This is a genomic window from Fimbriimonadaceae bacterium (assembly GCA_019454125.1).
Lineage (GTDB): Bacteria > Armatimonadota > Fimbriimonadia > Fimbriimonadales > Fimbriimonadaceae > JALHNM01.
Genome location: CP075365.1, coordinates 1,771,955 through 1,791,557, shown reverse-complemented (window position 1 = coordinate 1,791,557; position 19,603 = coordinate 1,771,955). Strand labels below are relative to the sequence as shown.

The 19,603-nt window shown below is 64.4% G+C and carries 21 protein-coding genes; 9 read left to right on the top strand and 12 right to left on the bottom strand.

The annotated features are described in order from the left end of the window. Positions 1-2 precede the first annotated feature (2 nt). Positions 3-782, top strand: coding sequence for a hypothetical protein (locus KF733_08850; protein ID QYK55111.1), 780 nt, complete (start codon positions 3-5; stop codon positions 780-782). On the opposite strand, the gene KF733_08845 is transcribed toward KF733_08850, so the two are convergent. From KF733_08845 to KF733_08830, 4 genes are read right to left on the bottom strand one after another with little or no spacing between them, the layout of a single operon-like run. Then, positions 779-1,492, bottom strand: coding sequence for a GNAT family N-acetyltransferase (locus tag KF733_08845; GenBank protein QYK55110.1), 714 nt, complete (start codon positions 1,490-1,492; stop codon positions 779-781). The genes KF733_08850 and KF733_08845 overlap by 4 nt on opposite strands. Positions 1,493-1,497: 5 nt before the next feature. After that, positions 1,498-3,096 carry a GAF domain-containing protein gene (locus KF733_08840; GenBank protein QYK55109.1) on the bottom strand — a complete coding sequence of 533 codons (1,599 nt, stop codon included), beginning with the start codon at positions 3,094-3,096 and terminating at the stop codon, positions 1,498-1,500. A 10-nt stretch (positions 3,097-3,106) separates the two neighbouring features. Continuing rightward, a complete protein-coding gene (locus KF733_08835; GenBank protein QYK55108.1) occupies positions 3,107-4,324 on the bottom strand; it encodes an insulinase family protein in 1,218 nt (405 codons plus the stop codon). A gap of 17 nt (positions 4,325-4,341) precedes the next feature. Continuing rightward, complete coding sequence (locus KF733_08830) at positions 4,342-5,130, bottom strand: fumarylacetoacetate hydrolase family protein (GenBank protein QYK55107.1); 789 nt, start codon at positions 5,128-5,130, stop codon at positions 4,342-4,344. A gap of 168 nt (positions 5,131-5,298) precedes the next feature. Between KF733_08830 and mqnC the strand changes: the two genes are divergently transcribed. After that, positions 5,299-6,441, top strand: coding sequence for a dehypoxanthine futalosine cyclase (gene mqnC, locus KF733_08825; GenBank protein QYK55106.1), 1,143 nt, complete (start codon positions 5,299-5,301; stop codon positions 6,439-6,441). Positions 6,442-6,493: 52 nt separating this feature from the next. Here mqnC and KF733_08820 read toward each other — a convergent pair whose 3' ends face one another. Next, positions 6,494-7,159, bottom strand: a complete 666-nt coding sequence (locus KF733_08820) for a hypothetical protein (protein ID QYK55105.1) — start codon at positions 7,157-7,159, stop codon at positions 6,494-6,496. Between the two features lie 28 nt (positions 7,160-7,187). Continuing rightward, entirely contained in the window at positions 7,188-7,664 is a 477-nt protein-coding gene (locus KF733_08815; protein QYK55104.1) for a hypothetical protein, read from the bottom strand. Between the two features lie 130 nt (positions 7,665-7,794). On the opposite strand from KF733_08815, the gene KF733_08810 reads away from it, so the two are divergent. Continuing rightward, positions 7,795-9,462, top strand: coding sequence for a hypothetical protein (locus tag KF733_08810; GenBank protein QYK55103.1), 1,668 nt, complete (start codon positions 7,795-7,797; stop codon positions 9,460-9,462). A 6-nt stretch (positions 9,463-9,468) separates the two neighbouring features. Here KF733_08810 and KF733_08805 read toward each other — a convergent pair whose 3' ends face one another. After that, a complete protein-coding gene (locus KF733_08805; protein ID QYK55102.1) occupies positions 9,469-9,732 on the bottom strand; it encodes a UBP-type zinc finger domain-containing protein in 264 nt (87 codons plus the stop codon). Positions 9,733-9,808: 76 nt separating this feature from the next. On the opposite strand from KF733_08805, the gene KF733_08800 reads away from it, so the two are divergent. From KF733_08800 to KF733_08790, 3 genes are all read left to right on the top strand, one after another. Further along, positions 9,809-10,048 carry an NIL domain-containing protein gene (locus KF733_08800; GenBank protein ID QYK55101.1) on the top strand — a complete coding sequence of 80 codons (240 nt, stop codon included), beginning with the start codon at positions 9,809-9,811 and terminating at the stop codon, positions 10,046-10,048. Further along, a complete protein-coding gene (locus KF733_08795) occupies positions 10,045-10,941 on the top strand; it encodes an acetylxylan esterase (GenBank protein ID QYK55100.1) in 897 nt (298 codons plus the stop codon). The genes KF733_08800 and KF733_08795 overlap by 4 nt, the downstream gene beginning before the upstream one ends. Positions 10,942-11,070: 129 nt before the next feature. After that, positions 11,071-11,217, top strand: coding sequence for a hypothetical protein (locus KF733_08790; GenBank protein ID QYK55099.1), 147 nt, complete (start codon positions 11,071-11,073; stop codon positions 11,215-11,217). A 123-nt stretch (positions 11,218-11,340) separates the two neighbouring features. Here the strand turns inward: KF733_08790 and KF733_08785 are convergent, their stop codons facing one another. Both KF733_08785 and KF733_08780 read right to left on the bottom strand, forming a co-directional pair. Further along, complete coding sequence (locus KF733_08785) at positions 11,341-13,926, bottom strand: hypothetical protein (GenBank protein QYK55098.1); 2,586 nt, start codon at positions 13,924-13,926, stop codon at positions 11,341-11,343. Between the two features lie 35 nt (positions 13,927-13,961). Then, the gene (locus tag KF733_08780; GenBank protein ID QYK55097.1) at positions 13,962-14,795 is read right to left on the bottom strand and encodes a polysaccharide deacetylase family protein; all 834 of its coding nucleotides are present in this window, start codon (positions 14,793-14,795) and stop codon (positions 13,962-13,964) included. 97 nt (positions 14,796-14,892) lie between these two features. On the opposite strand from KF733_08780, the gene KF733_08775 reads away from it, so the two are divergent. Both KF733_08775 and KF733_08770 read left to right on the top strand, forming a co-directional pair. Beyond that, the gene (locus KF733_08775; GenBank protein ID QYK55096.1) at positions 14,893-16,440 is read left to right on the top strand and encodes an N-acetylmuramoyl-L-alanine amidase; all 1,548 of its coding nucleotides are present in this window, start codon (positions 14,893-14,895) and stop codon (positions 16,438-16,440) included. After that, positions 16,430-17,053: a GerMN domain-containing protein gene (locus KF733_08770; GenBank protein ID QYK55095.1), complete on the top strand. Its 624-nt coding sequence runs from the start codon at positions 16,430-16,432 to the stop codon at positions 17,051-17,053. The genes KF733_08775 and KF733_08770 overlap by 11 nt, the downstream gene beginning before the upstream one ends. Here KF733_08770 and KF733_08765 read toward each other — a convergent pair. Then, positions 16,983-17,594: a phosphatase PAP2 family protein gene (locus KF733_08765; GenBank protein QYK55094.1), complete on the bottom strand. Its 612-nt coding sequence runs from the start codon at positions 17,592-17,594 to the stop codon at positions 16,983-16,985. The genes KF733_08770 and KF733_08765 overlap by 71 nt on opposite strands. 39 nt (positions 17,595-17,633) lie before the next feature. On the opposite strand from KF733_08765, the gene KF733_08760 reads away from it, so the two are divergent. Next, positions 17,634-17,927, top strand: coding sequence for a hypothetical protein (locus KF733_08760; protein QYK55093.1), 294 nt, complete (start codon positions 17,634-17,636; stop codon positions 17,925-17,927). Here the strand turns inward: KF733_08760 and KF733_08755 are convergent. Both KF733_08755 and pyrF read right to left on the bottom strand, forming a co-directional pair. Beyond that, positions 17,873-18,946: an A/G-specific adenine glycosylase gene (locus KF733_08755; GenBank protein QYK55092.1), complete on the bottom strand. Its 1,074-nt coding sequence runs from the start codon at positions 18,944-18,946 to the stop codon at positions 17,873-17,875. The genes KF733_08760 and KF733_08755 overlap by 55 nt on opposite strands. Next, entirely contained in the window at positions 18,882-19,601 is a 720-nt protein-coding gene (gene pyrF, locus KF733_08750) for an orotidine-5'-phosphate decarboxylase (GenBank protein QYK55091.1), read from the bottom strand. Before pyrF ends, KF733_08755 begins: the two co-directional genes overlap by 65 nt. Positions 19,602-19,603 lie beyond the last annotated feature (2 nt).

The window sequence follows — 19,603 nt, the reverse complement described above, 5'->3', positions numbered from 1 at the left end:
GCTTGACCTCTGAAAAGAGGGAAGCCTATGACCGCCTCCGAAGAGACCCGGCATCGATCTTCAAGACAGGTCGGCCGGACGAAGTCTTCGGCCAGACCGACGTCTTGGGCTGTACGGACAGCCGGGTCCCGATCGGTCTGTGCTGCGCGGGCTCGATGCTCTTGCTCTCTCCCGAAGAGCGGACGTCCTTTCTCGAACGGTCCGGGGCGAAGGGCATCACGAGCCACAGCGAGTGCGGCGCGGGCGGCATCGCTTTCGAGCGCAAGCGGGGCCGGCCCGCTGCGGACGCGGCGGAATTGGACGCTTGGGTGCGGGAGCAGACTGAGGAGATCGCCGACGATGTCGGCTGCGTCTACGCGGGCCACATTGGGCCAGACCAGTTCGTGACCCGCCAACACGAGGCGCGGGTCACCTACGTCGTCGCCGCGCCGATGTGCTTCAACCCCTCCAAGGATCCTTACCTTGCCAACGGCTTCATCGTGAGCCACTTTGCGCATCGCCGGAGCGCGAGCGCGGTCGAAGAGACCGCGGTGACGCTAGCCCTCAGCTTTCAATTTCACGCTGGTGGCGAGGCCTTCTTCACGGGCGAAGAGCCGTTCCTGCTGGTGGGAATCGGAGACCCGGACGACCCTACCGAGTCAGGGATCGCCTTACGCTTGAACCTGGAGCGGGCGCTAGACCTGGCGGTCATCAATGGGCCGCTGAGCGTCGCGGACCGTGGCCGCGTGCAGATCTTGACGGTCGATGCGCCGCGCGAGATCATTGCGAAGTACCGCGCTTAGCGCGCCGAGACCGGGCCGAACAGCTGGAGGGTGCCGATGCACCGATACCCCAGGTGCGGATAGAGGCGCGCACCGTCCGCGCTGGCGAGGAGGACGCTGGTCTGGACCCCGTGCCGCACGTCGTCTTGCATCATCGCGGACATGAGGGCCCGGCCATACCCCTGCCCACGACGCTCCGCGACCACAACAAGGTCCGAGACCCAGGAGTCATGGTCGACGGGGACGCTCCGCACCCGGCCGAGCACCTCGCCCCCTTCGACGACCGCGTAGTGCCGTGCCCCGGTCACCCAGGGCAGCCCGGGCTTGCCTTGGCACCTCAGCGTGCGGGCGAGCTCTTCGGGATAGGCCCGGACGGGCGGATCGGAAGCGAGGTCGGGCACGTTCTTAAGGTCGTGGACGAAGAGCCCTTCCGTCCCGAGAAAGCGATATCCCAGAGCTTTGTAGGCGTGCTTCGTGGAAGGCAGCGGGGATGGCGTCGGATCGATATGGCAGAGGAAATGCCTCCCTGGGTTTAACCGCCGGCAGAGGGCGACGGCGTCCGCTGCATCGATCTCGGCCGCGACCACTTCGGCCTTGCGCCGGTTGCGGCGGGGAGTGGCGTCCTGGATCACCCAGAGCCCCTCGTGCCACTCGGCACGGGCGGGAAAGGTGCGGTTCCGAACTTGGGCAAACCCAAGCGCGAAGACGCGGACGGCGTGCGGCACGGTCATCGGGCTTAAGCCCCCGCCGTGCGCGGGAAACTCACGTTGCCGATCGTCCAACCGAGCTTCTCTTCCATCGTGAAGGAGCCGAGCAACGATCGGCTGAGACCTTCCACGATCTGCAGCCCGAGGCGCGACTTCTTCGGGTCGAACTGGTCCGGCAGCGGATCGCCGTTATTGCTAACCCAAACGTGGACGGTGTCTTGCTCCTGTTCGATCGTCACGTGGATCTCGCCGCTGGTCGTCTTGTTGAAACCGTGGATGACCGCGTTCTGGACGAGTTCGTTGAGAATCAACGAGATCTGAGTCGCCTGCATTGTGTCCAGGTGCACGTCCACCCCCCGGACGCAGAACTCGATTTGACGGTCGGGCCGGACAAAAGAGCGCTGCTGGGCAAGCACGAGCGCCTCGGCGATGCTGAGTATGCTCACGTGGTCCAGGTCTTCGCGGCTCAAGAGGTCGTGCACGGAGGCGATGGCCTCGATCCGTCCCAGAGTGTCGTGCAGGGCCTCCTCCAGCGTCCGGTAGTGGCTTTGCCGGGCTTGGATGCGGAGTAGGGAGGCAACCTGTTGCAGGTTGTTCTTCACCCGATGGTGCATCTCTTGCATCAGGGTGTCTCGGACTTGCAGCTTCGCATGCTCGATGCTGACCGCGGCCTGTTTGGCGATGGTCTCGAGGATTGCGACCTCGTCGCTGGGGAACTCTCGCACTTGGGCCGCATAACAGCTCATGACCCCGACCGTGCGGTTATGTAGCTTCAAGGGCACGGCGACCATGCTCCGCAGGCCGTGCTCTAGGGCGAGGTCCTGGCCCGCGAAACTCGGTTCCGCGGCCACGTCTTCGACGACCACCGGCCGCCCGCGCTTGATCACGCGCCCATGGATGGATTCGTCCAGGTTCACGACCGGCCTCCTCGGATAGGCGCGGTGCAGAGAGTACGCGGCTCGAAGGACAAGCTCGTTGCGGGCCGGGTCCAGCAGGCGCAGGCTCACAACGCCATAGTTAAAGCGGCGCGCAGTGAGGTTCACCAGGTGTTGAAGGATCTCCTCCAGGTATGGCGTCCCCGTGAGCATGTCGGTCACCTCGGCCAAGGCTTGGAGCCTGTTGCTGTGCGAGCCAGACTCGTGCGCCACGCGCCAGACACGCCAGGCCAGTCCGAGTTGGCTCGCGGCCTCGTCGAGGCGGCGCGATTCGGCCGGGGTCGGCACCCAGCTGCCCGCCCGCCGCAAGAAGATCACGCCGAGTTTCGTCTCGCCGGCCCGCAGTGGCACCGCGATCCCAGAGTTGTAGGCCGGCTCGTCGACCGTCGGAATCGCCGCGAAGCGATCGTCGTCGGTGAGCCCATGGCTCACAGTCTGCTTCCTGCCGGATTCTAGGGCGCGCCCGACCAGGCCGACGTTTCGGCCGACCCGCACCCGGCCGACGAGCTCGGTGAGGTGGGTGCTCGCGGTGAGGACCAGCCCCCCGCCCGGCACGGCTTCCAGCAGGTCGCAAGAGTCCGCCCCGAACCGTTCACGAGCCCATTCTACGGCCAAGGCAAGCGCCACTGCCTCGCTCGTCGCGCCCGCGAGGGCCTCGGCGAGGGGTGGGCTGGAGGCTTTTGCGTTGGCCACGGTACTGGACTCAGAAGGGGCCGATCGCAGTCGTCCGTAATTTCTCGCCCGGCAGGATGCGTCGGGCCAGTTCGATGACTTGGGCGTTCGTGACGGCGTTGATTTTGTCCATGGTCTCTTGGAGCGGGATTTCCCGGCCGTAGTTGATCTCGTTCCGGGCCATGCGGATCATGCGGCTGCTCATCCCTTCGAGGGAGAGCGCCAAAGTCCCCGTGAGGTTCTTCTTCACGCGTTTGAGTTCGTCCTCGCCCGCGCCTTCGGCCATGACCTTGTCGAGCTCGGCGCGGATGACCTCGCGGACTTGGTCCCACGTCGCCTTTCCAGTTCCGCCATAGACGGTGAAGGCGCCCCCCGCACTGTAAACCAGGTTGTAGCTCCCGACCGCATAGGCCAGCCCCCGCTTCTCGCGGACCTCTTGGAAGAGCCTGCTGCTCATCCCCGAACCCACGAGCCCGTCTAAGACGACGGCAGGGAAGAGTTCGTCGTCGTCGATCCCGACCCCCTCTCCACCAATGCAGAAGTGGACTTGCTCGACGGGTTTTGCCACGAGGTTTTCTCCCGGATGGGGGGCAGGGCGGGCCGGCTTGTCCCGGCCCTCAGAAGGCTCAAGGCCGGCCAACCGCTCCTCGACCGCCTTCACGATCCGGTCGGGCTCCACGTTGCCCGCTGCCGAGACCAGCACGTTGCCGCCTTTGTAGCGGCGGCCGATGTAACTGGCGAGGTGCTCTCTTTTGAACGAAGCGACCGAGTCGCGGGTGCCGATGACGGACTTGCCCAGCACGCTTTCCGGCCAAATCCCTTGGATGTGGAGGTCGTGGACGTGGTCTCCGGGCTCATCCTCGCCACGCTTGATCTCTTCCTGGACGACGCCCTTCTCGCGCTCGAGCTCTTCCGGGTCGAGAAGCGAGCCGGTCACCATGTCGCAGAGGACGTCGATCGCCGCCTCGGCGTCCTCGGCGAGGACGCGGCAGTAGTAGCAGGTCGCCTCCTTGTCCGTGAAGGCGTTCAGGTTGCCGCCCCGGCCCTCGATCTCTTCGGCGATCTGCTTCGCGGTCCGGCGCTCGGTGCCCTTGAACAGCATGTGCTCGATAAAATGGGTGATTCCGGCCTCGTGCGGAGTCTCGTGGACGCTGCCTGTCTGGCACCAGACGCCGATGCTGACCGAGCCGACATGGCCGACAGGGTCGACCAGGACGCGCACGTTGTTCGATAAGGTTCTCTTGACCATTCTCTCGTTGGACGATACTAGCCGATGCGGCCGACGAGGGTTCCCAGAGGCTCAATCGTGACCCGGATTTCGTCCTCCGGGGCCAAGAGCCGTCCGAACGCGGTGGAATCCAGCCGGGGCTTGCGGATCGCGGGCCAGGCAAGAAGGTCGCTCGGGTTGACCGCGGTCGTCGCGCTGGCGACATGGATCAGGTCGGAGAAAGAAACGTGGTCTTCGTGGGCGCTGTCTTCCATCACGTTCTCGCCGTTGACGTGCGCCTCGACCGTCCACCGGAAACGGGTGGGGTCGCCCTCCATGACGGATTCGCTGAGTTCGTCCGGGGTGACTAAGAACGGGCCGAAGAAGCCGCCGAGGTCGCGTGCCGGGGTCGTCGCCCGGTTCTCGACCCTTGCCGTCTCCACCGCCTCGGGGTCGAAGAGGCTGACGAGGATCCCGTAGCCCAAGATAAACGACGGGGCCTCGTCGTGGGTGATCGAACGGCCACCTTCGTGGACGACGCCAGCGACGCGGATTTCGAAGTCCATGCCCGTCGTGGACTCGGGCATCTCGACCGTCGCGGCCGGCCCCGCGTAGGCCGATGGGTTCAGGTAGTCGAAGGAGATGGAATAGCCGCCATTGACCTGCCACGCGACGTCGAAGAGCCGCAGGGACGGTGCGACCCCGATCGGAGGTAAGAGGGTCACGGCGCCCGGCTCATGGATCCCGATCGCGCGCTCGCCGTCCGTCTCGTAGTAACGGCTGTCATATACAAGTCCGGAACGGATCGGACCAGGTTGCGAGCGCAGCTCAAATCGGCACAGCTTCACGCCACCGACTGTACCTGTCACCTTTTGTCGGGGCTTCAAAGACCCTTTCGGGACCCCCGCCTTCGGGCTGGAATCGGTGACTGCAGGGCTCAGGCAACCCGGCGTGTCGGCCCCAGGTCTCGGCCCAATGCAGAATCCTGGCCGGTGCGGGGCGCGTAGAATGGGTTAATGGCCACAGCGATCGCCCAGCGGAGAATCGACCTGATCGCGGACAAGGTGTTCGCGGGCGAGCGGATCAATGCCGAGGACGCGCTGGCGCTCTTCGAGCACCCTGACCTCAACGACCTTTCCGCGCTTGCGGACCATTGCCGCATGCGTCACGCCGTCTGGGTTCCCTCCGAGGGAGACCGGAAGCCGGTGGTGACCTACATCGTCGGGCGGATCCTCAACTACACGAACGTGTGCTGGGTGCGGTGCAAGTTCTGCGCCTTCTACCGGGTGCCGGGGCACGAGGAGGGTTACACCCTGAGCGACGATGAGATCTTGGCGAAGGTGCAGGACACGGTCGAGCAGGGCGGGGTCGAGATCCTCTTCCAGGGCGGGCTGAACCCCGACCTCAAGATCGACTATTTCGAGCGCATCTTCACCAAGATAAAGGAGCGGTTCCCGGACGTCATCCTCCACGCGCTCAGCCCAGCGGAGCTGATTTATGTCGCCAATCGTAGCAAGCTCACCTTGGGCCAGACCCTCGAGAGGCTTAAGGCGGTGGGGCACCACTCGATCCCCGGCGCCGGTGGCGAGATCCTTGTCGACCGGGTGCGCAAGATCATCGCGCCTTACAAGGACACGACCGACGAGTGGCTCGAGTGCATGCGCACCGCCGCGTCGCTCGGCATGCGCTCGACCGCAAGCATGATGTTCGGGCACGTCGAGACCCTGGCGGACCGGGTCGAGCACCTCGGCCGCATACGCGACCTGCAGGACGAGTGCGAGCCGTTCCGCGCCTTCGTCACCTGGAGCTTCCAGCCGGAGGACACGAACCTGCCGATCGAGCGCAAGGCCTCGGCGTTCGACTACCTGCGAACGCTGGCGGTCTCGCGCATCTTCCTGGACAACTTCGCGAACGTGCAGCTCTCGATCCTCACCCAGGGCCCCAAAATCGCCCAGCTCGGCCTTCGCTACGGCGCGAACGACTTTGGCTCGACGATGATCGAGGAGAACGTCGTGAGCGCGGCGGGGAACAAGTTCATCCTGAACGCCGAGGAGTTCGAGCGCCTGATCCGCGACGCGGGCTATGTACCGAGGCGCAGGAACACGCGGTATGAGATCCTTCCGGACACCCTCTCCTCCAGCGAAGGAGAGGGTCGGTGAGCGAAGCGAACCGGGGTGAGGTTGGGCCGCTGACAGCGAGGGAACCGTCAGGTCAGTCGATCGCTTTTAAGATGCCCGGCGAGAGCCACTGAGGAACGACGACGGGGGTCCAGCAGCCCTGCCGAACTATGGGGTCGGCAGCCAAGAACTTGTAGATCGCGGCATCGTCCTTCGTGACAAAGAACCCGACGGCACGCGTGGGGCCTGTCTCGGTGGCCTTCGCCCAGAAGGCCAGCCCAGAACCCCGGCCGTGCTCAGCAAGGTACGACTTATGGGCGGCCTCGATCTTCTCGTTCGGAGTGTGCGGCCCCGCTAAGCAATAGACGAGCCGAAACTCCTCGATCTTGTCCGGCTCGATCCCTTCGGTATGGAGGGCGCCCGCCTCAGTCTCGATCGAGAAGCTGTCCAGTTCCATGACGCCGTTCTGCACGTATGGGTCCGGCTTCAGCCACTCCGCCAGTTCCTCGTTCGTGGCGGGGACGAAGACAAGGATCCCGCGCCGGTATTGGGTCGGATCCTGCACCGGCCCTGCCGTGACCAGCTTGCCAAGCTCGTTGAGGCGGCCGAAGTTGCCCAAGTGCTCGCCCTGCATCCGCTCCGCCTCCGCCTTTTCCAGCTTCGGCGGGTTCTGCCCTCGGACGAGAAAGCCGAAGGTGTATTTTTGGGGCGTCGGTGCGACCATCACCCACAGCAACACCGACGCGGCCAGGATCGTCATTGGCAAGATAATACTTGCCAGGGCCCCGCTATTGTTTCCAAGTCGATTGACTGGCGCCGACCGTGCTGGAGATGGCTTCCGCCCGCTGGCGCAAGATGGCGTTCGTCATCGCACGGTTTTCGACGGGCAGGCCCGCCATCAGGAGCTTTCCGTCCGTGATGTAGAACTGGGTGGGCTGTCGCTTGGCGTTCTCGCGCAAGAGCTCGAGCCCTTTGGCACCGTCCTCGGGCGCCTTGCCAAGGTTGACGGTCAGCCAGATATAGGAGTTGCTGGGGCTGATCTCGAATCCGACGGGGATATCGAGCCCGTCCCGCGTGAAGGTCACGACGTACTTTTCCTTGCCGACCTCCAGGTTCAAGTCTTTGACTTCGTAACCAAGCTGGACCAGCATCTCTCGGAGCTGTGCCCGATCAACGGAGCCGGGGTCTTGGATCATCTTGAAACCGGTCGCGCCCAGGGCCAAGACTATCCCCGCGGCGAGAGCGAACGTTCGAAAACGACGCATGGTGACTTAGTTATCGGAACTCAGCCGAGGTTCCCGTAGTCTGGCCGGGGGCCCATTTCTTTACGCAAATCTTAGGCCGCTTGGCCACATGATTGCTTGTCCTAAAGGTCGAAGTTCGTCAATAAGTTGAATGCAATTTACGCGAATTACCGTAGGAACGGCACTAATTTCAGCCGCGCTTGGCGCGACTGCCCAGTCGATCACTGTCCAGGTGGACGGTGAGCGTGTCTACTTCAAGACCGAGCAGCCCCAGATGGTCCGCGGTCGAATCCTCGTGCCGCTGCGGGGCGTGCTTGAAAAGCTTGGCGCGAAAGTGAGCTGGGAAGACCGCACCGAGACGGCGACGGCGGAGCGCAACGGGACTTCCATAAAGGTCCGCATCGGTTCCGATTTCGCCACCGTCGGCGACAAAGTCATGCAGCTTGACCAGGCTCCGATGATCATCAACGCCACCACCATGGTGCCGTTGAGGTTCATGAGCGAAGCGCTGGGGGCGCAAGTCCGCTGGGAAGAATCCACCCGTACGGTCACGATCACCACCAGCGGAACTGGCGGAGGGCTGGGGACCGGTGGCACGGGTGGAGGCACCGGAACGGGCCTCGCCCGGATCACGAACGTCGAAGTCCCGACGCGCCAGTGGCTGACTTCGAACGGAAACCTGGAAGTCATCGTGCGGGGCAGCCCGGGCGCAAACGTGACCGCGACGCTCGTCGGCGTCCAAACCGATGTCGCCCTCACCGAGTCGCCTTCCGGCGTCTATCGGGGGACGATCATCGTGCCCAGCGGGGACAGCAAGCCGCTCACCCTGGAAGACGCGAGTATTATCGCCACTCTCAACAGGGGCTCGGACCGGGCCGTCGCCCAAGGCGGTTCTGTCCGCATTGACAACGTCAGGCCCACGTACAGCAGCATGAGCCCGGGCGAGGGCGCCCAAGTCGGCACCCTGCGACCCACCATCAGCCTCGCCTATAGCGACGGAGCGGGAAGCGGCGTCACGACCCGCGGAATGAAGGTCATGGTGGACGGAGTGGACGTCACCGCCCAGGCAAAACTCACAGAGACTTCGATGACGTACACGCCGGCGGCAGATATGAAGGCTGGCGTCCACACGGTCGAGGTCCAGGTCCGGGACGTGGCCGGCAATGTCAACCGCGCGACTTGGAGCTTCACGACCTTGCCAGGAGCGGCCGGCATGATCGAGTCGTTCTCCCATAACGGCATCCGCACGCTCAAACCGGGTGACGTGATCCAGTTCAACGTCGTGGGCCGGGCCGGCTCTTCCGCCGTCGTCCACCTGCAAAAGAACGACCGCGAGATCCCACTGCGTGAGATCTCGACTGGTAAGTACCGCGGGGAGTACACCGTCCGCGGCGACGACGACATCAACGGGGAAGTCGCGACCGTAACGCTCACCAACTCCAACAACCAGACCACCACGATGCAGGCGAGCTATGAGGTCGGCAAGGCGGCGAACCAGCAGTTCAGCGCCCCCGTGCTGAATGGCTTGGAAAACAACGCCCAGGTCACCTCGCCGCTGACCATTCGCGGCCGGGCTCCGGGGGCTTCGGCGGTGGTCCTCAAGATCAGCTATAAGACCGAGGTCGAAAGGGGCGTGGTGCTGAGAGGCGTGCTGACGAGCGTCGCCGTTCAGACGAACGAGAACGGTGCGTTCGAGAGCGAGCCGATCGAGTTGACGACCCCTGTCCGGGGCCAGAACACGACCTATACGATCGAGGCCACCGCGCTTCGCCAGAACGGCGACCGGTCGAAGGCTACGACCGTTACGGTCCGCAGCTGACCCTCCTCAATACTCGGCGAACGCCTGGTCCACGTAGCAATAGAGCCAGCGTTCGCCGGGTTCCGCCGAGCACGCCACGGGGTGGCCTTCCGCCGCCGCGTGGCGACTCATATGGCGGTTCGGCGAGGAGTCGCAACACAGTGTGATGCCGCACGATTGGCACCTGCGCAGGTGCACCCAACGTGCCCCCATCGGCACGCACTCTTCGCACACGAGTTTGTCGGGCAGCTTGACCTTGACAAGGGCCTCGAGATGTTTACACAGAGCCATGCGGCCAAGTCTATCCCCCTTATTGCCGAAGAGCCCTGAGAGCCGGCCCGATCTTGCGGTGTACACTGGCTCCTCAATGGCGGAAGTTGACGTCAATTTAACCGCGCGCGGCGATCAGGTGGACCAGCCGTGGCTCTGGCGGCTCAGTCGAGAATTCGACGTAAAGGTGATCATCTTGAAGGCGAACGTCGATGCGGACTATGGATGGGTGCAGGTTCGGCTGGATGGGCCGGTCGAGGAGATCCAGCGGGCGACCGCGTGGCTCATGACCACAGGCATGCACGTCGACGCGCTCCAGCGGTCTGTCGGCGCATGACGGACGAGTTCGCTCCATACCCGCCCGAAGACTTCTCCTCGTTTTGGGAGGACACGGTGGCCGAGGCGCTGGCGGAGCCGCTTGACTTCCGCCGCTCGGGCTCGAACGACTACTTGCGAAAGGGTTTTACGATCGAGTCGTTCACCTTCCGGGGTTATGGCGGAACGACCCGCCACGGCTGGCTCGCCTCGCCCGTCGGGGGCCACGCCATGCCCGCCTTTATCTGGCTGCCGCCCTATGGCCGCTGGTCCATGCCCCCAAACGAGTACGGTACCCGGGAGGGTTATACGAGCATCTCGCTGAACTTCTTCGGCGAAGGCGCCTTCCACGAGGAGAGCTACACCCCGGCGAGGGGTTACTTTGCGGAAGGGGCCGAGTCGCCTGCCACCTGGGTTTTCCGGCGCCTCTTCCAAGACGCCGTGATCGCGGTGCGGATCCTCGAAGCGCAGCCGGAGGTGGACGAGGGCCGGATCGGCGCGATGGGCCTAAGCCAGGGGGGCGGGCTCGCGATTTGGCTCGCCGCGTGGTGCCACAAGGTCAAAGCCGTGGCGGCCGACTTCCCGTTCCTCTCCGCGATGAAATGGGTGATGAACCAACGCGTCCATCGTTACCCGCTCAAAGAGTTAGCGGATTTCAGGGATAGTTTGCCTCTGGGGAGGGAAGTGGTCGCCCATACCCTGGCCTACTTCGACACCGTCAACCACGCCACCCGGTGCCAGGTGCCCACGCTCGTCACGCTCGGCGCCAAGGATCCTGCGGTGAAACCGGAGCAAGTGCGCGCCGTTTATGACGCGCTCCCCGGCGAGAAGGAGCTGGCCGAAATCGACTGGGGCCACGATTGGCACGAGAGCATGGTCCAGCGAAACAAGGCGTGGCTCGATAAAAATCTCTAGTCACAGCCTAGTCTTGCGACCGTGGAACGCCGAGAATGCGACTAACGTCGAATCCTTAAGGCGGCAGTTTTCATGGAAGAACAGAGCGAGCAACCACGAATCGGATGGCAAATTTGGGCTACGGCGGCCGTGATAAGCGTCGCCGCGGTCGCGACCTTTGTCGCATTGCGCAAGCGCGCGAAGGGCTTGGACGTCGATACCCTCATCGACGCGTGCGACCGCGCCGCCGACGCCCTGGAAGAAGTCCTCTTCATTCCGCGGCGCCAGGCCAGCTGAACCCCGGACCACTTCCCCCGTCTCTTTCGGCTAGAAGTCTTCTGCCGATAATCATTATTATGTGACAAAGGCCAGTGGTAGGGGTCTTCCCTGGCCAGAACCACGTCCTGACCAGGTGGTCCGTTACTGACCGATCGCGTTGTTCGGATCGCTTTTGACGGAAAGGTCTTCGATCCGGAGCAACGGCCCTTGGTGGACCTTATCGCCGATCTTCAAGGAGACGCCGTAATCGGTGGACTGCATCGAGGTGCGGCGCGCCGGCGACCATGGGATCGCGTTAAGCCCTGCTTCGCCCTTGCCGTCCAGCCTTGCGATCTCTTTACCGGCGGCGTCACGGACATAGACCTCGACCTTCTCTTGGGTCGCTTCCTTGAGCCAGTAGTAAATGACCGTTCCCGGCTGCGTGTTCCGGGCTTGGAAGTCGCCCGTCCCGCCCCAAGCGCCGCTGTTCACGCGCCCAAGAAGGTAAACGGTCTGTGGCGCACACACGAAGACGTCCTTTTCCCGGTTCTCCTTAGTCAGCTGCTCGAGGGCGCTGATGGGCACCGTCCAAAGGCTGCGTCCGTGGGTGGCGACGACCAGATCGAGCTCCCGCGGATGGATGCGGACGTCGTCCACCCGCACGGCGATGGGCCAACCCTTTGCCGTGTACTGTTCCCAGGTCGCGCCCCGGTCCAGCGAGAAATAGAGTCCGCGCTCAGTCCCTAGGGCGAGGAAGTCGGGGTTCTTCGTCCCTTCGCGCACGACGTAGGCGACAGCGCTTGGGGGCAGCCCCGCGGTCAACGCCTTCCATGTCTTTCCATAGTCCTCGGTGACGTAGACGTAGGGGTTCTTGTCGTCGTTCCGGTGGCCGTCGAAGGTGACGTAACAACGGCCATCCTCGTACCGGCTCGGCTCGACCCGGCTCACCCACGTGAACTCAGGCACTCCGGGCACGTTCGGGCGGACGTTCGTCCAGGTCGCCCCATCGTTCTCCGAGACTTGGAGGTTGCCATCGTCCGTGCCCGCCCAGAGCACGCCGCGCTTTTTCGGCGATTCGCCGATCGTGACGATGGTGCAGTGTTTCTCCGCGCCCGAATCGATCGCGTCGCCCACTGGCGGCTTCAGCTTCTCAGGGTCGTTCGTGGTGAGGTCGGGGCTGACTGGATCCCACGCGTCGCCCCGGTTGACCGACTTGAAGAGTCGGTTCCCGCCGAAGTAGAGCGTCGCGGAGTTGTGGGGCGAAATGAGGAGCGGCGAGTTCCAGTTGAACCGGTAGGTCTCGCCACGCGGGGCGCGCGGGCGGATGCCCTTGCTCTCGCCGGTCAGTTGGTTCAGGCGGCCGAGTGCGCCGCCCTGGCTTTCGGTATAGACCCATTGCCAATTCTCCCAATCGGCCTCGGCATAAAAGCCGTCGCCGCCCCCGATGCTTATCCAATCCTGGGCGGTCGCCCCGCCAGTGCGGGTCTGGGTCGGGCCGGCCCAACAGCCGTTGTCCTGCAATCCGCCATAGACATAGTACGGCTTGCGGAAATCGAACGATACGGCATAGAACTGCCCTACCGCCATATTATTGATAAACTTCCAGGTCTTCCCTCTGTCGTAGCTTTGGGCAAGACCCCCGTCGTTGCCTAGGATCAAGTGGTTGTTGTCCTGGGGATTGATCCACATCGCGTGGTGGTCCGGGTGGACGGGCATGTTCATCGTGCGGAAGGTCTTCCCCGCGTCGTCGCTGTAGTGAACGTTGACCCCGCAAAGGTAGATCCGGTTTTCGTCTTGGGGATCCTGCACCGGTCGGCTGAAGTAGAACGGTCGCGGGTTCAGGGTGTTCACCTTGGCCCAGTTCTGGCCCCCGTCTGTGCTTCGGTAGACGCCGCCCTCTTTGGCGTCGATCGTGGCCACCCAGATCTTAGGGTTGTTGTGCATCACCGCGATCCCTATGCGTCCCAAGTCGCCTTCGGGAATGCCGCCGGTCACGCGCTTCCAGGTGTCGCCCCCGTCCGTGCTGCGCCAGAGGCCCGATCCCGGCCCTCGGGAATAGAAGTTGTAGGCCATGCGCTGCCGCTGCCAAGTGGCGGCCATGACCACCTTCGGGTTCTTCGGGTCGAAGACGACGTCGACGCCCCCCGCCTTCGGACCGACGTCCAAGACCTTGTTCCAGGTCGCGCCGCCGTCCTTTGTCTTATATATCCCTCGGTCCGGGTTCTCGCCCCAGAGCCGACCAAGCGCAGCCACGAGGACCTGTCTTGAATCCTTCGGGTTCACCGCGATGCGGCCCACGTGCTCAGTCTCGGTGAGTCCGGTGAGGTTCCAGGTCTCGCCGCCGTCAGACGACTTATAGACTCCCCCGCCCCAGCTTGTCGAGTTGCGGCTGCTCGCCTCGCCCGTTGCGGCCCACACCGTGTTCGGCGCGTTCGGGTCGATGGCCACCGCGCCGAAGCACTGGGTCGGCATCCGGTCGAAGACCGGCGTCATCACGGTGCCGGCGGTCTCCGTCTTCCAGAGTCCGCCGCTGGCGAACGCGACGTAGAACCGGCGGGGGGCCTTGGGGTCGGCATCGATATCCATGATGCGGCCGCCCATCGTCGTCGGCCCGAGCTCGCGCGGGGCGAGCCGGCCCAGCATTTGGGCGAGGACGTTCGGTGCGGGGGCGACGGTCGTTTGGGGCGTGGCCTCCTGTGCATAGGCGACGGCGCCCAAGCACAGGGCCAGGATTGAGAGGGCTCTCATTTGTGACCTCTTGACATTACCGCGAATCGCGCGGCTTAGTTCGCGTGTTCGGAGTCCTGCACCGCTTTGCGGAGCTTGGTGTGGACATATCGGGGGACGTTAAAGAGGTTCGTCGCAGATTCCGCGGGGCGCTGCTCCTCGGTGAAGGCGGCGCGGTAGCCCACTTCCCTTGCGATCTCCTCACACCGCGCGCTCCACTTCCCGTTCGGATAGGCGAGCAGGAGGCACGGCTTCCCTATTTCCTCCTCGACCTTCTTCTTGGAACCCTCGAGCTCGCGGCGGATGGCGTCGTCGTCCAGCTTCCCGAGATCGGCCGGGTGCGACCGTGTCTGGCTCTCGACGTCCACCAGCCCCGAGGCGGAAAGCTCCCGCAGCTGTTCCCAGGTCATCTTCGGCCTTCCCTGCCGCGAACCCACAAAGTCGGTGTGGACGAACAGGGTTACGGGCACCTTCCGATCCCTCAAGATCGGCCATGCGTAGGTGTAAAAACCCTCGTAGTTGTCCGCGAAGCTGATCGCGACGGCGTCTTTGGGCATCTCCCTCTTCCCCGCCAAGCCCTCGACGACGTCTGAGAGGCGGACGATGGCTTTGCCGCCCTTGGCTAAGGAGTCGAGCTGATCCTCAAGTTCCTGGGGGGTGCAGTCGAACCAAAGGGCGTCCCGATTCCGTTTTGGCACCATGTCGTGATAGGTCAGCACCACCGTGCGGGTGGCCAAGCCTTCCACGAGTTCCTCAGGTTCGGCTGGGACGGACACGGTGCTCTTTGGCTGGGGGTCGGGGATCCGCTCGGAAACCGGTTCCTCGCGCCCACAGCCGAAGACCGCCAGGAAGACGAGAGGCCAGGGGAGTAACGGCGAAGAGCGGCCCACCCCTGAATTTTGGCACCCGGGCGGCGGGCAGCCCGGACGGGCAAACGAAGAAAAAGTCCGAAACTCTCTGTGTGGAAAACTAGTATCATTGCCCGAGATGCGAGTCAGGACGCTCGGTTTGCTGCTATGGATGGCGGCGGCCACGGCCTGGGCACAGAGCGGGCCCAGCCTGTCGGTCGAGTATGCGCACCTCGGTGTGTTCAAAGACGCCCTTTGGTACCGGAGTGGGGATGTCACCTATGTCTCCCCAGTCCTTTTGCGGAAGATCGGATGGTCGGTGGAGCTTTCCTCCGAGACCGCCAAAGTTTCCGCCGAGGGCCGCGACTTCAGTTTAGAGGTCAAAGCTTTCCAGGGCAAGCCCTACCTACCCCTCGAAATTGCCCTGAAGCTCGTCGGCGCCGCCTACTCATGGAGCGAAGGGGAATCCAAGATGACGGTCCTCGGTTCGGTCCGGAACATCGAGTCGACCCCGGAGGGCGTCCGCATCGACTCGACCCTTGGCATCCAGCCCCGGGCTTACCTGCTCACCGGGCCCGACCGGTTCGTGGTCGATTTCACGGGCGCAAAGCTGGACGATCGCGTCGCCGGCAGTCTGCCGAGCGGCTGGCGCGTGATGCAGTGGCAGCCGAACGTGGTCCGCTTTGTGGTCGAGAACCCGGCGGTCGCGACCATGGCCGTGCCCGACCTCGCGGCAGGACGCCGATTTGAGCTCGCCTTGCCTGCGGCGGTGCCGGTCCAGAATGTACAGACGGTGGTCACGGTCGGCAAGCCGGAGATCGTCGCGTCGGACGAAAGGGGCGCATCCTTCCGAATGGCGGTCACCGGCAGGTCGGACAAGAAACCTTCGGCCGTCTTCCTTGACCCCCGGACGGTCCAATTGACCTTCCCAGGAGCGCGCGCCGATTCCCCCGGGATCGTGAAGCGCCCGATCGACGGGGTCGCCAGCATCGAGTCGACTGAAGACGGTGCGGGACGCGTCGTCGTGGTCTGGAACCTGGAACGGCCGATGGCCTTCGACCTCACGACGACTGGGAGCGCCGCCACCTTGCGGCTTCGCAGTCCCAACGTCTTCGCGAGCGGTCTGGTCGGCAGGGTGATCGTGATCGACCCCGGCCATGGCGGCAAGGACGGCGGCGCGACCACGGCGGGCGTGCGGGAGAAAGACCTCGCGCTGAAGACCGCGACCCAGATCGCGGAAGAGCTATCCAGTCGCGGCGCATCGGTCATCATGACCCGGAGCACGGACGAGTTCATCTCGCTCACCGAGCGCCCCAGCATCGCGAACCGGAGCAAGGCGGACGCCTTTATCAGCGTCCACTTCAACTCGAACTCAATCAACAACAGCCGGTCCGGGACCATCACCTTCTACCATGCGCAGAATTCAATGGACATGCTTCTCGCGGCCTGCATCAATCAGGAAGTGGCGAAGGTCAGTGGCCTCCCCGATCTGGGCATCTGGAGCGACCAACGCATCTACAAGAGCGGGTTTGCCGTCTTAAGGGGTGCAGAGATGCCTTCTGTGCTGCTGGAACTTGGGTTCGTCAACCACGCGACCGACCGGACAAGGGCACAGCAGGAGCAGTTCCGCCAGGTGATCGGTCAAGCAGTGGCACGCGGAGTGGAGGTCTTCTTCAGTGGCAAGTAAACGGCACGGCAAAGTTTCTCTTCTTCTTCCCGCGGTCGTGCTGGTCGCGGGCGGGTCGCTGTTCGCGGGCCTTGCGTACTACGTCAAGACGAGCCCCGCCCTGGACGTGCCCAAGGAGATGCGCCGGACCGATCCGCGCCCGAGTCCTCCGGGGGCCCACTCAGACACCGTCAAGGTCTACCGGCCTAGCTACGACGGCAACGAGCTGAAGTTGCACGAAAGTGCGACCCGCGCGCCGAGAGGCGTCGACCAGAAGGTGCACGCGATCAACTCGTACCTCGCGGAGCTGACCGTGGTGCCCAAGACGGCCCGCGCGAAATCCTTCACCGTGAACGGCAGCATCGCAACCATCGATTTCACCCGCGACTTTGAGACGACCTACGGCACGGAAGACGAACAGACGATCGTGAAAGGCCTCCTCGCCACGGCGAGCCAGTTCGGAGTCAAGCAGGTTCGACTTACGGTCGAGGGCAAGCCCCTGGAGACGCTCGGCAACCTCGACCTCACCGGCCTCCAACCCGTCGATGCTTCCGGCCTCGGCGTCAGTCCGGAAGAGGCTCCCGCGATCGGCGGCGCCCCTGCCAAAGCCGGGACCCGGCCTCAAAAGTCCTGACCGTAAGCACGCCGCAGAAGACGCCGCAGGCCCAGCCGAGGAGAACCTGCGACGGCCAGTGCACGCCCACATAGATGCGTGAGACACCGGTGACAAGGGCGATCGCGATCCAGGGCCAGCCCCACTTGCCGTGCAGCATCGTGAAGACCGTGGCCAGGGCGGCCATATTGGCGGCATGGCTGGAGGCCGTGCCAAAGCTGCCGAGCGGCTCCACGCGCACGACCACTTCAGGGTGCGCGGCCAGGGCGGAGGCCAGGCTGTGGCCCGCGTCCACCATGTCCGCCAGCGCGCCGCTGGGGCGCGGCCACTGCAGGCCGTACTTCAGCGCTTCGGTCAGGCCGTTCGCCAGGGGCCAAGAGGCCAGCGCCAGGAACAGTGCCTTGCGCGTCTCCTTTCGATAAAGAAGGGCAAGGACGACCAATAGAAAACCGATGCGGACACCAAGGAGCTTGATCCCAAGGCTGAAGAAGACAAAGAAGCCGCTCAGCGACTCGGGCCACCGGTTGATCCAGTCGAAGACTGCCCGGTCCAAGGCGTTCACCCCACGAGGCTACCAGGATGCGGCACTGGGGGCAGCGCCTTGAGCGAGACGGCGCTTTGGATCGCGCGCCGCGTCTGGTGGGCCATGCTCTGGTTCATGCGGCGGCCCTGGATGAAGCGGGTCCAGCGCGCCTCGATCAACCTTTGGCCCGAAGGCGCGAAGCGCGAGTCTGCCCGCGCGAGCTTCCGGCGCCAAGAGCGCCTCGCCCGACAGATCGGGCTCCGGGTGCTGCACGGCGTCTTCACCTTGTGCCTGTACTTCGTGGCACTGGTCGTGATCTATTCGCTGCTTTCGGAAGTGATCGGGCCCGAACTGCGGTTCGGGAACAGATAGGGCTCGACGATGGCCCAGGCCTTTCGTTCTGGAGTCGGTCGAGGGGTTTCCTCAAGCCGGGCGAGCGGCACTTTCGTAAACCCCGGTGGAAGAGTTTCGGCGCGGACGAGGCGGACGCCGGCCGTGATGCGGTGCTTCGTCACGGCGCAGCGCACCGTGCCGAGCACCAAGCCTTCGTCGAAGGCATCGCGCGAATAGGGCGAGAGCCAAAGCCCTTGCCACCATTCGCCCTTCCCTGCCTGTCGCATCGCGAGCGCACCACCCACGAGCGTTACGCGCCAGCTGAGCGGCACGCGGACTGTCTCGGGCCTCGGGTTCTTGCCCGGAAGGTTTGCCTGCGTGCCCTCTCGGAAGGCTGTACAAAGCTCGGCCAGAGGGCACCTGCCACAAAGGGGACTCCGGGGCCGGCAGACCGTCGCGCCGAGCTCCATGAGGGCTTGGTTCCAATCTCCCGGACGCCGGGGTTCCACGGCCTGCGCCGCCCAATCGCGGGCAGAGGCGAGGAGGCGTGCCCCGGTCGTCCCGTCGCCGCACAAGCGGGCATAGACGCGCACGACGTTGCCGTCCACGGCGGGCACCGCTTGGCCGTCCACAATGGAAGCGAGCGCCCCGGACGTATAGTCCCCGATGCCGGGCAGGCGCCGCCATGCGTCTTTGCCGGTCGGCCAGCCTTCTCGGACGACGTGCCGGGCGGCCGCGTGCAGGTTGCGGGCCCGGATGTAATAACCCAGCCCTTGCCACTTGGCGAGCACCTCGCCCTCCTCGGCCCTGGCCAGGGCGAGGACGTCTGGAAAGCGCTCCATCCAGCGGGTGAAGTACGGGCCGACCGCCGCGACCGTGGTCTGCTGCAACATCAGTTCGCTGACGAGCACGGGGTACGGGTCTCGTGAGACGCGCCAAGGAAGGTCGCGCTTCGCGCCGTCGTACCAGTCCAGCAGTCGCCGCTGGAGGTCGTTAACCGACGTACTCGTCTTGCAGCAGGCCAAGGTCGAGCATCGCCTGGTGCGGGTCTGCGGCATTGGTCAAGACCCGGCCGATCACGAGGTAGTCAGCGCCGTCCTTTAAGGCGCTCACGGCGTCCCCGACCCGTTGCTGGTCGTGGCGCTCGTAGTTGGCTGGGCGGATGCCCGGGGTGACGATCACCGCATGGCTGCCGATCTCGGGTCGGATTTGGCTGATCTCCTGGGCTGAGCAGACAACGCCGTCCAGCCCGTTCTCCACGCCCATCTTGCTCAGGCAGACCATGTGTTCGTGCAGCGACCGGCTCACGCCCAGGTCGTGCGAAAGGCACTCTTGGTCGAGCGAGGTGAGCACCGAAACACCGATCAGGAGGGGGGCCTCGTCGGCCGCATAGGCTTGGGCCTCTTCGATCGCGGCGGTGATCATGGCGCGGCCTCCCGAAAGATGGAGCGTCGCCATCCAGACGCCGCGCTTCGCCGCTTCCCTCACGCCGAGGGCGACCGAGTTGGGAATATCGTGGAACTTCAGGTCGAGGAAGATCCTCTCAGCGCCGGCCTCGCGCAAGCGCTCAATGACGTCGAGCCCATAAGGGAGGGCGAGCGCGTGGCCTACCTTGAACGCCCCGACATAGGGGCTGATGCGCCGCACCGCGTCCATCGCCACGTCGATGTCGCTCATGTCGAGCGCACAAACCAGCTTTCTCTTAAGGTTCATCG

Bases quoted from the DNA above. Each gene is read 5' to 3' on its own strand.
- KF733_08845 (QYK55110.1), bottom strand. From the start codon at position 1,492: ATGACCGTGCCGCACGCCGTCCGCGTCTTCGCGCTTGGGTTTGCCCAA.
- KF733_08835 (QYK55108.1), bottom strand. From the start codon at position 4,324: ATGGTCAAGAGAACCTTATCGAACAACGTGCGCGTCCTGGTCGACCCT.
- mqnC (QYK55106.1), top strand. From the start codon at position 5,299: ATGGCCACAGCGATCGCCCAGCGGAGAATCGACCTGATCGCGGACAAG.
- KF733_08820 (QYK55105.1), bottom strand. From the start codon at position 7,159: ATGACGATCCTGGCCGCGTCGGTGTTGCTGTGGGTGATGGTCGCACCG.
- KF733_08815 (QYK55104.1), bottom strand. From the start codon at position 7,664: ATGCGTCGTTTTCGAACGTTCGCTCTCGCCGCGGGGATAGTCTTGGCC.
- KF733_08810 (QYK55103.1), top strand. From the start codon at position 7,795: ATGCAATTTACGCGAATTACCGTAGGAACGGCACTAATTTCAGCCGCG.
- KF733_08805 (QYK55102.1), bottom strand. From the start codon at position 9,732: ATGGCTCTGTGTAAACATCTCGAGGCCCTTGTCAAGGTCAAGCTGCCC.
- KF733_08800 (QYK55101.1), top strand. From the start codon at position 9,809: ATGGCGGAAGTTGACGTCAATTTAACCGCGCGCGGCGATCAGGTGGAC.
- KF733_08795 (QYK55100.1), top strand. From the start codon at position 10,045: ATGACGGACGAGTTCGCTCCATACCCGCCCGAAGACTTCTCCTCGTTT.
- KF733_08785 (QYK55098.1), bottom strand. From the start codon at position 13,926: ATGAGAGCCCTCTCAATCCTGGCCCTGTGCTTGGGCGCCGTCGCCTAT.
- KF733_08775 (QYK55096.1), top strand. From the start codon at position 14,893: ATGCGAGTCAGGACGCTCGGTTTGCTGCTATGGATGGCGGCGGCCACG.
- KF733_08755 (QYK55092.1), bottom strand. From the start codon at position 18,946: ATGCCGCAGACCCGCACCAGGCGATGCTCGACCTTGGCCTGCTGCAAG.
- pyrF (QYK55091.1), bottom strand. From the start codon at position 19,601: ATGAACCTTAAGAGAAAGCTGGTTTGTGCGCTCGACATGAGCGACATC.